The organism is Bradyrhizobium sp. BR13661, assembly GCF_029892425.1.
In the GTDB taxonomy this organism is placed as follows: domain Bacteria; phylum Pseudomonadota; class Alphaproteobacteria; order Rhizobiales; family Xanthobacteraceae; genus Bradyrhizobium.
Map to the genome: position 1 here is coordinate 1 of NZ_JARXWB010000009.1, position 13,358 is coordinate 13,358.

The following is a 13,358-nucleotide window of genomic DNA, read 5'->3' on the forward strand; positions in this document are numbered from 1 at the left end:
CAGGAAGCTTCTAACCGTGCTCAACGCAATGATGCGCGACCGAAAACCTTATATGATCGCCCCATCGACATAACAGTTGCCGGCTCTGCGCAGCAACGCTGAAGGGCGTTGCAGCGCGTCCGGGACACGGAAGCTGGTGTGCGCCGCCCCAACTTCATCTTGCACTGCGGCAGAAAAATATCGCACACTCCTCCGGCCGGGGAGCCATTGGGAGCTCTAGAACAGGAGCGAGCCATGTCCCTCCAGACTGCACCATCCGACGCTGCCGATCTTCGCGCGAACCGGCCTGAGGACGCTCAGGCGCTGGAGGCGGACGTCCGGCTGCGCGACGATATCCGCCTGCTCGGGCGCATCCTGGGCGACACGGTGCGTGACCAGGAGGGGGCTGATGTGTTCGACCTGGTCGAGCGCATCCGCCAGACCTCGATCCGGTTTCACCGTGACGAGGACCGGCTCGCCCGCCGCGAGCTCGAGCAGATCCTCGACAGCATGTCGACCTCCGACACGGTGCGGATCGTGCGCGCCTTCAGCTATTTCTCCCACCTCGCCAACATCGCCGAGGACCAGAATAACATCCGCCAGATGCGTGCCGGCAAGAACGGCGGCTCCGGCGTCCTGGCGGAGACGCTCGCCAAGGCCAGGAGTGCAGGGATCGACGCCGACGCGCTGCGCAAATTCTTCAAGAGCGCGCTGGTCAGCCCGGTGCTGACCGCGCACCCGACCGAGGTCCGACGCAAGAGCACCATGGACCGCGAGATGGAGGTGGCCGCGCTGCTCGACCGTCGCGAGCGCGTCGCCTTGACAGCGGACGAGGCCGCCGCCAGCGACGAGCAGCTTCGCCGCGAGGTTCTGACGCTGTGGCAGACCAATCTCTTGCGCCGGACCAAGCTCACCGTGCTCGACGAGGTCGCCAACGGCCTGTCGTTCTACGACTACACGTTCCTGCGCGAGGTGCCGCGGCTGGTCAACGCGCTGGAAGACCGGCTGGAGGAGGGCGGCGAGCAGGCCGCCTCCGAGCTCGCCTCGTTCCTGCGCATGGGCAGCTGGATCGGCGGCGACCGCGACGGCAATCCCTTCGTCACCGCCGACGTGATGCGCGGCACACTACGGCTGCAGTCGAGCCGGGTGATGCAGTTCTATCTGAACGAGCTGCACGTGCTCGGCTCGGAATTGTCGATCGCGGCGCATCTCGCCGACATCTCCGAGGAGTTGCGGAACCTCGCGGAGCGCTCGCCCGATACCTCGCCGCACCGGAGCGGCGAGCCCTATCGCCTTGCGGTCTCCGGCATCTATGCGCGCCTGACCGCCACGGCCGAAAAGCTCGAGGTCGAGATCACCCGCCGGCCGGTCGGCAAGGGCGCTCCTTACGAGAGCGTCAAGGAATTGCAGGCCGATCTCGACGTGCTGCACCGCTCGCTGATCTCCAACAACGCCCGCGTCATCGCCCGCGGCCGGCTGCGACTGCTCCGGCGCGCCGTCGATTGCTTTGGCTTTCACCTTGCGCGGCTCGACATCCGCCAGAATTCGGCCGTGCACGAGCGCACCATCGCCGAGCTGATGGACGCCGCCAATCCCGGCATGTCCTATCTCGCGCTCGGCGAGGACGCGCGCATCTCGCTCCTGACGAACGAACTGCGCAGCACACGCTCGCTGGTGTCGCCCTTCGTCAAATACAGCGACGAGACCATGGGCGAGCTCAACGTTTTCCATGCGGCCGCGGAAGCGCATGCGCGTTTCGGCTCGGATGCGATCCCCCAATGCATCATCTCGATGTGCAAGGGCATGTCCGACATGCTCGAGGTCGCGGTGCTGCTCAAGGAAGTCGGCCTCGTTCATCCCTCCGGGCGCAGCGCCATCAACATCGTGCCGCTGTTCGAGACCATCGAGGATTTGCAGGCGTCCTCCGGCATCATGGATCGCATGCTGTCGCTGCACGATTATCGCCGTCTCGTCGACAGCCGCGGCAGCGTCCAGGAGGTCATGCTCGGCTATTCCGACTCGAACAAGGATGGCGGCTTCGTCACCTCGGGCTGGGAGCTCTACAAGGCCGAGATCGGCCTCGTCGAGGTGTTCGAGCGTCATCACGTGCGGCTGCGCCTGTTCCACGGCCGCGGCGGTTCGGTCGGTCGCGGCGGCGGTCCGAGCTATGACGCCATCATCGCCCAGCCCGGTGGCGCGGTGAACGGCCAGATCCGCATCACCGAGCAGGGCGAGATCATCTCGTCGAAATATTCCAATGCGGAAGTCGGCCGCAACAATCTCGAGATCCTGGCGGCTGCGACGCTGGAGGCGAGCCTGTTGCATCCGCGCCAGAGCGCGCCGCGCCGCGACTATCTGACTGCGATGGACGAGCTGTCGAGCCTCGCCTTCAAGGCCTATCGCGGCCTCGTCTACGAGACCGAGGGCTTCGTCGATTACTTCTGGTCGTCGACCGTGATCAACGAGATCGCGACGCTCAACATCGGCAGCCGCCCGGCCTCGCGCAAGAAGACCCGCGCGATCGAGGATCTGCGCGCGATCCCCTGGGTGTTCTCCTGGGCGCAATGCCGCCTGATGCTGCCGGGCTGGTACGGCTTCGGCAGCGCGGTCGAGCAATGGATCGCGGAGCATCCCGATAAGGGCATGCCGTTCCTGAAAGAGCTCTACAAGGAATGGCCGTTCTTCCGCATGCTCTTGTCGAACATGGACATGGTGCTGGCGAAAAGCTCGATCGCGATCGCCTCGCGCTATGCCGAACTGGTGCCGGATGAGGCCTTGCGCGAAAAGATCTTCGGCCGCATCCGCCGCGAATGGCATTCCTGCATCGAGACGCTGCTCGATATCATGGGGCAGGACCGCCTGCTCCAGGGCAACCCGCTGCTCGAGCGCTCGGTGCGCCACCGCTTCCCCTATCTCGATCCGCTCAACCACGTGCAGGTCGAACTGTTGAGGGCGCACCGCGCGCAGTCCCCAGACGAGCAGGTGCTGCGCGGGATTCAGCTGACGATCAACGGCATCTCGGCGGGACTGCGGAATACGGGGTAGGGCGACGCAGCCGCCACGCGCTCAGCCGTCATGCCCGGGCCTGTCCCGGGCATCCACGTTCTTCGTACCCCGCGTCAAGACGTGGATGGCCGGGTCATAGGCGAGCGGAAGCGACGCCGTCCTTCGGACGGCTATGCCCGGCCATGACGTGTGGAAAGACTGCGTCCTTACACCGGATCCCACGGGAAAATATCCGCCGAGCGGTCGAGCTTGTAGAACGAGCCCTTCAGCGCCGGCATGCCGTGCTCCGCGATCGATTGCGGCGTCCAGCCTTCGCTGCGATGCACCGAGCGCAGCGGGCGGTTCTGGCTGAACAGGAACAGCTCATTCATGCGTGCGCCAAAAATCTGGCCCGAAACGTCCTTGGCGGCATCCGAGAGCAGATAGGCGCAGATCGGCGCGATCTTCTCCGGGCCCATCTGCTTGATCTTCTCGACGCGCGCCTTCTCGGCCTCGGTCTCGGTCGGGATAGTGCCGATCATGCGGGTCCAGGCGAACGGCGAAACGCAGTTGGAGCGGACGTTGAAGCGGCCCATGTCGAGCGCGATCGACTTGGAGAGGCCGACGATGCCGAGCTTGGCGGCGGCGTAATTGGCCTGGCCGAAATTGCCGATCAGGCCGGAGGTCGAGGTGAAGTGCACGAAAGAGCCGCTCTCCTGCTCGCGGAAGATGCGCGCGGCGGCGTGGCTGACGTAGAACGAGCCCATCAGATGCACCTTGATCACGGCCTCGAACGCTTCCACGCTCATCTTGTGGAAGATCATGTCGCGCAGGATGCCCGCATTGTTGACGACGCCGTCGAGCCGGCCGAAATGATCGGTCGCGGTCTTCACGATCTTGCTGGCGGGGATGGCTTCCGCGACCGACTCGAAATTGGCAACCGCCGTGCCGCCGCGCTTCTTGATCTCGTCCACCACTTCCTCAGCCGGTGAAGCACTCGATCCGGCACCATCGGCAGCTCCGCCGGGATCGTTGACGACGACCTTGGCGCCCTCAGCCGCGCAGAGCAGCGCGATCTCGCGCCCGATGCCGCGGCCTGCGCCGGTGACGATGATGACCTTGTCCTGCAGTGATTTGCTCATGTGGGTTCTCCTGTTATGTCCGTCACTCCGGGATGGTGCGAAGCACCAGACCCGGAATCTCGAGATTCCGGGTTCGCGCTGCGCGCGCCCCGGAATGACGGGCTGCTACCTCTCGTTCGTAAACACGATCGTGCCCGACGCGGCGAACATGCCGCCGACGCCGTGGCACACGGAAATCTTCGCGTTCGGCACCTGTGCCGGCGCGATGCCGCGCATCTGCCGTACGCTCTCCTGGAGCGCGTACATGCCGTACATGCCCGAATGCATGTAGGAGAGGCCACCGCCATTGGTGTTGAGCGGCAGCTTAGCCCCGGGCCGCGTGTTGCCGTCAGCGATGAACTTGCCGGTCTCCTCGTGCGGCATGAAGCCGAGGTCGCCGAGGCCGAACAGCGGCAGATGCGCAAAGGCGTCGTAGATCATGAGATGGTCGACGTCCTTGTGGGCGATGCCGGCCTCCTTGAAGGCCAGCGGCCCCGCGGTCTTGAAGGCGCGCGAGGAATTGAACGTCTCCATCTGACTCACCATCGGCGTCTCCACGCTCTCGCCAGTGCCCATGATGTAGACGGGCTTGCGCGGAAAGTCCCTGGCGCGATCGGCCGAGGTCAGGATCAGCGCGCCGCCGCCGTCGGTGACGAGGCAGCACTGCAAGAGGCGAAACGGATAGGCGATCATGCGGGAGTTGAGGACGTCGGCGACCGTGATCGGGTCCTTCATCATTGCCCGCGGATTCTTCGCGGCCCATTCGCGCTGCACGACCGCGACCGAAGCGAGCTGCTCATGCGTGATGCCGTAGGTCTTCATGAAGCGCAGCACGGGAATCGGGAACATGCTGGGCGGACCATAAACGCCGTAAGGCGCCTCGAACTGGCCGTTGAGGCTGTCGGCCGGCGTCGAACGTGGCTGTTTGCCGATCATCGACTTGCCGCTCTCGGCATGGGTGATCAGCACGGTCTTGCAGAGCCCGGCCTCGATCGCAGCGGCAGCGTGTCGGACGTGCAGCATGAACGAGCAGCCGCCGACCGAGGTGCCGTCCACCCAGGTCGGCTTGATGCCGAGATAGTGGCAGACCTGCTGCGGCGTTTCGACCGCGGTGGCGAAGCCGTCGATGTCGGACAGCTTCAGCCCGGCATCCGCGATGGCATTGAGCGCCGCATCCGCGTGAAGCTGGAGCTGCGAAGCGTTGGGGATGACGCCGAGCTCGGTGGTCTCGGCCGCGCCGACAACGGCAACCTGGTTCTTGCGCATGGTCTACCCCTTCGCCGGACGGAACACGGGGAGGGTGATCTTGTCGTCCAGCTGCTGGAACGCGACCTCCAGCTTCATGTCGAGCTCGAGCGCCTCCGGCGTCTGCGGGCAGTCGATGATGTTGCTCATCATCCGCGGGCCCTCGTCCAGTTCGACCACGGCGATCGCGTAAGGCGGCGTGAAGCCGGGCGCGGCGGGGCGGTGGTTGATCACGTAGCTGTAGAGGAAACCCTGGCCGCTCGCCTTGAAGACAGACACCTTGCGCGAGGCGCAGGACGGGCAGAACGGGCGCGGCGGAAAGTAGACATGCGCGCAGGCGTCGCAGCGTTGCAGGCGGAGCTCACCTGCTTTGGTGCCGTCCCAGAAATGCTGGGTCTCCGGCGTCGGTTTCGGTCGCGCGCGCTGCGGTTCGGCCATCTTGGAAAGCCCTCCCCAAATATCTTGCCAATGGGCAGGCTCCAAGCCCGCCTGTTCCGATCTTGATGCGACAATCGGCTATCGCGCGTCAACGGTCCAGCCAGCAGCATGCATGACATCATGCGCACAATGCTTGTGTCGAACTGGGCCGGCGCTATAGATTGCGCGCGCAATATTCCGTGAGACAGACATGCCCGATTTTCCGACACTGGCGACGCTCGCCGCGGACCTCGAAAGCGGCCGCACCACCTCTCGCAAGCTGGTCGAGGCCTGCATCGCAAGGATCGCCGATCCGGCGGGCGAGGGCCAGCGCACCTTCCTCCATGTCGACAAGGACGCCGCGCTCGCAACCGCGGATGCGATGGACATCTTGCGCAAGGCCAAGGCCGCGCCGTCGCGCTATGCCGGTATCCCGGTTTCGATCAAGGATCTGTTCGACATCAAGGGCCAGGTGACGCGCGCCGGCTCCCGCGCCCTCAATGACTCCCCACCGGCCGAGCAGGATGCCGCCACCGTGGCGCGGCTGCGCAAGGCGGGCTTCGTCGTGATCGGGCGCACCAACATGACCGAGTTCGCCTATTCCGGCATCGGCATCAATCCGCACTATGGTACACCTAAAGGCGCCTGGAACCGGGGCGAGGGCCAAGGTCAGGGCCATGTGCCCGGCGGCTCGTCCTCGGGCGCGGCGGTCTCCGTGCTCGACGGCATGGCGCATGGCGCGCTCGGCACCGATACCGGCGGCTCTTGCCGCATTCCAGCGGCCTTCAATGGCATCGTCGGCTACAAGCCGACGCAGCGCCGCGTGCCGCTCGACGGCGCGGTGCCGCTGTCGTTCTCGCTCGACAGCATCGGGCCGCTGGCTCGATCGGTCAGCTGCTGTGCCATACTTGACGCGGTCCTTGCCAACGAGCCGATTGTTGCGCTGAAGCCGCGCCCTGTGAAGGGTATGCGGCTCGCGGTGCCGACCACGATTGCGCTCGACGATCTCGACGCGGAGGTCTCCGAGACCTTCGAGCGCGCTCTGAAATCGCTCGCCGATCATGGCGCCATCATCGAGCGCATCGAGATGGCCGAATTCCACGACATCGGCCCGATGAATGCCAAGGGCGGCTTTGCGGCGTCCGAGAGCTACGCCTGGCATCGCTATCTCATCACCGCCAAGGGCGACGTCTATGACCCCCGCGTCTCCGTCCGCATCCTGCGCGGCGAGGCGCAGAGCGCGGCCGATTACATCGATCTCCTCAACGAGCGCCGCTCGCTGATCGCCCGCGTCAATGCGCGCATCGCGCCCTATGATGCCCTGGTGCTGCCGACAACCGCCAACACGCCGCCGAAGATCGCCGATCTCGCCGATGACAAGGCATTCACCACGCAAAACCTGCGCGCACTGCGCAATTGCACCCTGATCAACATGATCGACGGCTGCGCCATCTCGCTGCCCGCACATCGCGAAGGCGATGTTCCCGTCGGCCTGATGCTTGCAGGGGCGGGCGGATCAGACCGGCGTATCTTTGAACTTGCTGCCGGCATGGAGGCCGTCATTCGTGTTTGACCTGACTTTCACCATCGATGCCAAGGACACCACCACGCCGCTGACGCTGGCGATCGACCAGATGGTCATCGCGGGCTGGACCGGCCGCGATCCTGTGGCGCGCGACAAGCACATCGCTGAACTGCAAGAAATGGGCATCGCCCCGCCGGCCTCGACGCCGATCTACTATCGCGCCTCGGCGCGGCGGCTCACTCAGGAAGACAGCATCGAATGCTGCGGCAGCGATTCCTCAGGCGAAGTCGAGTTCGTGCTGGTCGGCTGGCAGGGCCGCATCTTCGTCGGCTGCGGCTCCGACCACACCGACCGCAAGGTCGAAGCCTACAACGTCACCGTCTCCAAGCAGATGTGCGACAAGCCCATTGCGTCCACGCTGTGGGAGCTCGAGGACGTCGCCGGCCATTGGGACAAGATGATCCTGCGCTCCTGGGCCACCATCAAGGGCGAGCGCGTGCTCTACCAGGAGGGCACGTTGGATGCGATGCTGCCGGTTGCCGATTTGATCGCGCGCGGCTTCGAGGGCGGCGAGTTCCCTGACGGCTGCGCCATGTTCGGCGGCACGTTTGCCGCCAAGGGCGGCATCCGTCCGGCCGATCGCTTCGACTTCGAACTGGAAGATCCCGTGCTGAAGCGCACGATCAGGCATGGGTACGACGTGGTGACGCTGCCGGTGCGGGGGTAATCTCTCTCCGCGTCATTGCGAGCGAAGCGAAGCAATCCAGAATCCCTCCGCGGAACCAGCCTGGATTGCTTCGTCGCAAGAGCTCCTCGCAATGACGGTGAGGCAGTCATCGGAAATCGGGTGGCAGAGGGTTAGCCAGCTTTGCGAGAATGTCGGCCATGACAGCAACAGCACGCAAATCGCCGGAGAAACCGTCCGCCGATCTCGCAGCCAACGTTGATACCCTCGACTGGCCCCAGATCACCACCGAGCTCAATTCCCAGGGCTGCGCCGTCCTCAAAGGCCTGCTCACCCCCGACCAATGCCGCGCCATGGCTGCGCTCTATCCTGACGACGCCAACTTCCGCAGCCGCGTCGTCATGGGGCGCCACGGTTTCGGCCGCGGCGAGTACAAATATTTCTCCTATCCGCTGCCCGACCTGATCGCCCAACTGCGCCAGGCACTCTACGAGCACCTACAGCCTGTCGCCAACAGCTGGAACGAGGCGATGGGGATCGACATCCGCTATCCCACGGCACACGCCGCGTTCCTGAAACGCTGCCACGAGGCGGGGCAGCCGCGACCGACGCCGCTGCTGCTGCAGTACGAGGCCGGCGACTACAATTGCCTGCACCAGGACCTCTATGGCGAGCACGTGTTCCCGCTGCAGGTGGCGATCCCCTTGTCCGAACCGGGGCGCGATTTCACCGGCGGCGAGTTCGTGCTGACGGAACAGCGCCCGCGCATGCAGTCTCGCGCCGAGGTGGTTCCACTGGCACAGGGCGATGCGGTGGCCTTCGCTGTGCATCACCGCCCGGTGCAGGGGACTCGCGGCACCTACCGCGTTAATCTGCGCCATGGCGTCAGCCGGATCAGGTCCGGCCAGCGCCACACGCTGGGTGTGATCTTTCATGATGCCAAATGAGCGCGACGATTGACCGCCGATTTGTTCGATAGCGTTGCCGAGGCCCAGCCGTCGCGCGAGGAGATCGCCGACGGCGCCATGTTGCTGCGTGGTTTCGTCAGGCCGATCGAGCGCGAGCTGATCGACACCGTGCGCGCCATCGTGGCGCAATCGCCGTTCCGCCGGATGACGACGCCCGGCGGCTACCAGATGTCGGTGGCCATGACCAATTGCGGCGAGCGCGGCTGGATCACCGATCACACCGGCTATCGCTACGATCCCATCGATCCGCGAACCGGCGCGCCGTGGCCAGCGATGCCGGCGGTCCTGCGCGATCTCGCCCGCCGCGCGGCGGAGCAGGGCGGCTTTAAAGACTTCGCGCCCGATGCCTGCCTCGTCAATCGCTACGAGCCGGGTACGCGGCTATCGCTGCACCAGGACAAGGACGAGCTGGATTTCTCTGCGCCGATCGTCTCGGTCTCGCTCGGCCTGCCCGCGACCTTCCTGTTCGGAGGCCTTGCGCGCGCCGACAAGCCGCGCCGCTTCCGGCTCGTCCATGGCGACGTCGTGGTCTGGGGCGGGCCATCGCGGTTCGCCTATCACGGCGTCGCGCCGCTCGCCGACGGCGAGCATGGGCTGCTCGGGCGGATCAGGATCAATTTGACCTTCCGCCGCACGCGCTGACGTTTTCTCGCAGGCCTAGCTCGGTTAAGCTCCGGCGGGGAGGCGGCGATATGTCGACAGCACAGATCTCGGCTGATACTGGGACGGCCAATCGCACCGGCCTCTATCTCGCCGCGCTGCAGCTGGTGTTCACGCTGGGCTGGACCACTTACGTCATCTACCTGCCGAAGCTTGCTGCACAGGTTGGCATCGCGCCGTCCGCCGTGATCCTCATCCTGATGCTGGATCAGGCGATCTTCACCATTGCCGACACCGCGATGGGGATCGCCGCCGACAAGCTTGCGCCTGTTATCGGCAGGCTTGGCCTGTTCGTCGGGCTCGTGACTGCGATTTCCTGCGGCGCGTTTCTCGCGCTGCCCTTCGTTGCCGGTGCTGGCGCGTCTGCGCAGGGCTGGTTCATCGTGTTGATCGTGGTCTGGGCGGCCACCTCGTCGGCGCTGCGCGCGCCGCCGCTGACTTTGCTCGGCAAATACCGCGCGCGTCCGCAGGTGCCGTTCCTCGCCGCGCTCGCCATGCTCGGCTACGGCGTTGCCGGCGCGATCTCACCCTATCTCGGCGTGGTCTTGCGCGAGCACGACGCGCGGCTGCCGTTCGTGATCTCCAGCGTCGTGCTGCTGCTCACCGCGCTGGCGCTCTCGCGAATCGAATACGATGCCGCGCGGGATACGCCGCCGCCCACGCCTGAGGAGGCGGCCAAGCCGCTGGGCCTGACGTCGATTATCTTCATCGTCGCGATGGTCGCTCTCGCGCTCGGCTATCAGCTGCACTTTGCCATGAACAGCGCGCCGTTCTATCTGCGCTTTGCCAAGCCGGATCAGCTGCAATGGCTGATGCCGGTGTTCTGGATCGGCTTCAACATCGCGATGTTTCCGGCGAGCCTTATCGTCAAGCACCGCGGCGGCCTGATTGTGATGGGCGCGGCCGGGCTGTTCGGCGCGGTCGCGATCGCGGCGGCTGAATTCGCGGGAAGCCTCAACATTTTGATCGTCGCGCAATTTCTCGCCGGCGCTGCGTGGGGCTGCATGCTGATGAGCGCGATCTCGGCAGCGCTTGCGATCGGCTCGACCGGCGCGGAAGGCAAGGTGACGGGCCTCGTGTTCTCCGCGCTGGCGCTTGGCACGTTCGCGCGAATGGCGGCGGTCGCCGGCGGTCTGCAGAAAATCCCGGATTACGCGCCGATGCTGCACTGGGCGCCGGTTGCGTGCTGGTCGGTCGCAGGCGCCGGCCTCCTGGTGATCGCGGCCGCGCGGCTACAGGGCAGCACCCACCTCAAGGCTTCGGCGGGTGAATGAACGCCCACGGGCTCACTTCGGAATCCCTGGTCACCTCGACGGAGATCAGGTAGGGCCCGCCATGCGCCAGCGCCTTCTCCATCGCCGCCTTGAACTGGTCCGGCGCCGTGACGCGCGCAGAGGCTACGCCAAAGGATTCAGCCAGTTTGACGAAGTCCGGATTGACCAGGTCGGACGCCACCACGCGACCGTCAAAGCGTTCGCGCTGGTCGCGACGGACATTGCCATAGGCGTTGTTGTTGAACACCAGCGTCACCACGCCGATGTTGAACTGCACGGCGGTGGCAAGCTCCTGCACGCCGAACATGAAGCCGCCGTCGCCGGTGATCGCCACCACCGGCTTGTCCGGGTTGGCGACCTTGGCTCCGAGCGCAGTCGGGAAGCCCGAGCCAAGCGTGCCCTGATAGCCTGACGTGACGAAAGTGCGCGGCTCATAGATCGGAAAGCCGTACCAGGAGGCGAAGCCGAACTGCGACAGCTCGTCGGTCACGATCGCGTTCGCCGGCAGCACCTCGCGCAGGATGTTGAGATACGCCATCTGCGGCTGGATGCGCTGGATCTCCTGCTGCGCCGTCGCGGTGGCGTCTCGGATCGCGGCGCGTCGGCCGGCGGTCTTGCTGTATCCGGCCTTGCTGACGGCCGCAGCGAGATCGGCGGTGGCGGCCTTGGCATCGGCGACGATCGCTGTGTTCGAGGGATAGCGTCGCATCTCGACGGGATCGATGTCGATGCGGATGCTCTTGAGGCCGTCGGGCTGGTACGGCCAGCGCGACATGGTCGGCAGCTCCAGCCGCGTGCCGATGCCGATCATCAGATCGGTCTTGGCCCACAGCTTGTAGGCGGCGGCCATGGTGAGGCCGAGTTCGTGCGCATTGGAGACGATGCCGCGGCCGCTGCGGAAAGCAACGACAGGGGCATCGATCATCTCGGCCAGTTCGAGGATCTCCGCGCGCGCGTCGATCGCGCCGCTGCCGACGAAAATCATCGGCGCCTTGCTGTTCTTGATCAGCGCGGTCGCCTGCCTGATCATATCAGGATCAGGCTGCGGCGCGGGCAGCGGCTCCAGCACCTGTGCGGCGGCGGTCTCGGCGCGCTGGGTGAAGATATCCCAGGGCATCTCGACCGAGGCTGGACCACGTCGTCCCGACATCATCTCCTGAAAGGCGCGCGCGACGGTCGTCGGTGCGTTGCCGGGATGTTCGATGCGGTCGGCCCATTTCACATAGGTCCGCAAGGTCGCGAGCTGGTCCGGCATCTCGTGCAGATGACCGCGGCCCTTGCCGAGAAACTGCGTCGGCACCTGGCCGGTGACGCACAGCACCGGCTCGTTGCAGCCGAAAGCTGTCAGCAGCGCGGCACTGGCGTTGAGCACGCCGGGGCCGGGCACCACGCTGAACACGCCGGGCTTGCCGCTGGAGCGTGCATAGCCGAAAGCCATGTAGCCGCAGGCCTGCTCATGCCGTGCACCGATCACCTTGAGCTGGGCCTGGTGGAAGGCGTCGAACAGGCCGTAGACCTGCGCGCCGGGCAGGCCGAACACGGTGTCGACGCCATGGGCGACAAGCCCGCTTACGATCGCTTCGCCGCCGGTGAGGGTGGTCATTGCATCATTCCAGTTCGATTGTTGATCAGGCTTCGTCGACGACGCCGTTGCGCAACGTGCCGATGCCCTCGGCCGCGACCTCGATGACGTCGCCGGGCTTTAAGTACCGCGGCGGATCGAACCGCGCACCTGCGCCGGTCGGCGTGCCCGTGACGATGACGTCGCCGGGGACGAGCGTCGCGAAGGTCGAGATATAGCTGATGAGATAGCGGAACGGAAACATCAGCCGGCTGGTGCGGTCGTCCTGCCGCAGCTCGCCGTTGACATGGGTGGTCAGCCTGATGTCGGCGATCTGCGCTTCCCTGGTGTAGGGCACCAGCCACGGCCCGAGGCTGCCGCTGGAATCAAAGTTCTTGCCCTGCGTCACGTTGAACTTGGCGTGACGCAGCCAGTCGCGCACCGAACCCTCGTTGCAGAGGGTGAGCGCTGCGATGTGATCGAGTGCGGCACTCTCCTTGATGTGCCGGCCGGGCTTGCCGATCACCAGCGCGATCTCACCCTCATAGTCGAGCTGCGCGGATGCGCGCGGACGCACCAGCGGCGTGTCGTGGCCCACAAACGAGCGAGGCGAGCGCATGAACATGCTCGGATATTTCGGCGCCTCCTGGCCGTCCTTGTACTCGGCGTTACGATCAGGATAGTTGACGCCGATGCAGATGATCTTCTCCGGTGCTGGCACCGGCGGCAGCCAGGTGATCTCGTCGAGCGCGTGAACCGGCGTGCGACCGGCGGCCTCTTCGGCGAAGCTCACGAGCTTTCCGGCGGCGATCACTTCACGCAGCGTCGGATAGTCCTTCGCGTAGCGCGCGGAGAGATCGACGATGCCGCCCGCAAGGACGGCGCCGTAGCGGGTTGCACCATTGAGGGAATAGGTGGCGAGGCGGGGGAGTTTCATG

11 protein-coding genes are annotated in these 13,358 nt (G+C 65.5%); 6 read left to right on the plus strand and 5 right to left on the minus strand.

Annotated elements, in window-relative coordinates; translation table 11 throughout:
- Positions 1 to 234: 234 nt before the first annotated feature.
- Positions 235 to 3,024, plus strand: coding sequence for a phosphoenolpyruvate carboxylase (ppc, locus tag M2427_RS16550; protein ID WP_280707491.1), 2,790 nt, complete (start codon positions 235 to 237; stop codon positions 3,022 to 3,024).
- Positions 3,025 to 3,191: 167 nt separating this feature from the next.
- On the opposite strand, the gene M2427_RS16555 is transcribed toward ppc, so the two are convergent.
- From M2427_RS16555 to M2427_RS16565, 3 genes are all read right to left on the minus strand, one after another.
- Positions 3,192 to 4,106: an SDR family oxidoreductase gene (locus M2427_RS16555; protein ID WP_280707492.1), complete on the minus strand. Its 915-nt coding sequence runs from the start codon at positions 4,104 to 4,106 to the stop codon at positions 3,192 to 3,194.
- A 105-nt stretch (positions 4,107 to 4,211) separates the two neighbouring features.
- On the minus strand, positions 4,212 to 5,351 hold the full coding sequence (locus M2427_RS16560; protein WP_280707493.1) for a thiolase: 1,140 nt from the start codon (positions 5,349 to 5,351) through the stop codon (positions 4,212 to 4,214).
- Between the two features lie 3 nt (positions 5,352 to 5,354).
- Positions 5,355 to 5,768 carry a Zn-ribbon domain-containing OB-fold protein gene (locus M2427_RS16565; RefSeq protein ID WP_280707494.1) on the minus strand — a complete coding sequence of 138 codons (414 nt, stop codon included), beginning with the start codon at positions 5,766 to 5,768 and terminating at the stop codon, positions 5,355 to 5,357.
- Positions 5,769 to 5,958: 190 nt separating this feature from the next.
- Between M2427_RS16565 and M2427_RS16570 the strand changes: the two genes are divergently transcribed.
- The 5 genes from M2427_RS16570 (at position 5,959) to M2427_RS16590 (ending at position 10,859) form a co-directional block, all read left to right on the plus strand.
- On the plus strand, positions 5,959 to 7,320 hold the full coding sequence (locus M2427_RS16570; protein WP_280707495.1) for an amidase: 1,362 nt from the start codon (positions 5,959 to 5,961) through the stop codon (positions 7,318 to 7,320).
- The gene (locus tag M2427_RS16575; RefSeq protein WP_280707497.1) at positions 7,313 to 7,999 is read left to right on the plus strand and encodes a DUF2848 domain-containing protein; all 687 of its coding nucleotides are present in this window, start codon (positions 7,313 to 7,315) and stop codon (positions 7,997 to 7,999) included. Before M2427_RS16570 ends, M2427_RS16575 begins: the two co-directional genes overlap by 8 nt.
- A gap of 158 nt (positions 8,000 to 8,157) precedes the next feature.
- Positions 8,158 to 8,904: a 2OG-Fe(II) oxygenase gene (locus M2427_RS16580; protein WP_280707498.1), complete on the plus strand. Its 747-nt coding sequence runs from the start codon at positions 8,158 to 8,160 to the stop codon at positions 8,902 to 8,904.
- Positions 8,905 to 8,913: 9 nt separating this feature from the next.
- A complete protein-coding gene (gene alkB, locus M2427_RS16585) occupies positions 8,914 to 9,567 on the plus strand; it encodes a DNA oxidative demethylase AlkB (RefSeq protein WP_280707499.1) in 654 nt (217 codons plus the stop codon).
- Positions 9,568 to 9,617: 50 nt separating this feature from the next.
- Complete coding sequence (locus M2427_RS16590) at positions 9,618 to 10,859, plus strand: MFS transporter (protein WP_280707501.1); 1,242 nt, start codon at positions 9,618 to 9,620, stop codon at positions 10,857 to 10,859.
- On the opposite strand, the gene M2427_RS16595 is transcribed toward M2427_RS16590, so the two are convergent.
- Positions 10,837 to 12,462: a thiamine pyrophosphate-dependent enzyme gene (locus tag M2427_RS16595; protein ID WP_280707502.1), complete on the minus strand. Its 1,626-nt coding sequence runs from the start codon at positions 12,460 to 12,462 to the stop codon at positions 10,837 to 10,839. The two genes, M2427_RS16590 and M2427_RS16595, sit on opposite strands and share 23 nt — an antisense overlap.
- Positions 12,463 to 12,487: 25 nt before the next feature.
- Positions 12,488 to 13,357: a fumarylacetoacetate hydrolase family protein gene (locus M2427_RS16600; RefSeq protein WP_280707504.1), complete on the minus strand. Its 870-nt coding sequence runs from the start codon at positions 13,355 to 13,357 to the stop codon at positions 12,488 to 12,490.
- Position 13,358 lies beyond the last annotated feature (1 nt).

Excerpts from the sequence above, each read along its gene's own strand:
- ppc (WP_280707491.1), top strand. The coding sequence starts at position 235 with ATGTCCCTCCAGACTGCACCATCCGACGCTGCCGATCTTCGCGCGAAC.
- M2427_RS16555 (WP_280707492.1), bottom strand. The coding sequence starts at position 4,106 with ATGAGCAAATCACTGCAGGACAAGGTCATCATCGTCACCGGCGCAGGC.
- M2427_RS16560 (WP_280707493.1), bottom strand. The coding sequence starts at position 5,351 with ATGCGCAAGAACCAGGTTGCCGTTGTCGGCGCGGCCGAGACCACCGAG.
- M2427_RS16565 (WP_280707494.1), bottom strand. The coding sequence starts at position 5,768 with ATGGCCGAACCGCAGCGCGCGCGACCGAAACCGACGCCGGAGACCCAG.
- M2427_RS16570 (WP_280707495.1), top strand. The coding sequence starts at position 5,959 with ATGCCCGATTTTCCGACACTGGCGACGCTCGCCGCGGACCTCGAAAGC.
- M2427_RS16580 (WP_280707498.1), top strand. The coding sequence starts at position 8,158 with ATGACAGCAACAGCACGCAAATCGCCGGAGAAACCGTCCGCCGATCTC.
- M2427_RS16590 (WP_280707501.1), top strand. The coding sequence starts at position 9,618 with ATGTCGACAGCACAGATCTCGGCTGATACTGGGACGGCCAATCGCACC.
- M2427_RS16595 (WP_280707502.1), bottom strand. The coding sequence starts at position 12,462 with ATGACCACCCTCACCGGCGGCGAAGCGATCGTAAGCGGGCTTGTCGCC.
- M2427_RS16600 (WP_280707504.1), bottom strand. The coding sequence starts at position 13,357 with ATGAAACTCCCCCGCCTCGCCACCTATTCCCTCAATGGTGCAACCCGC.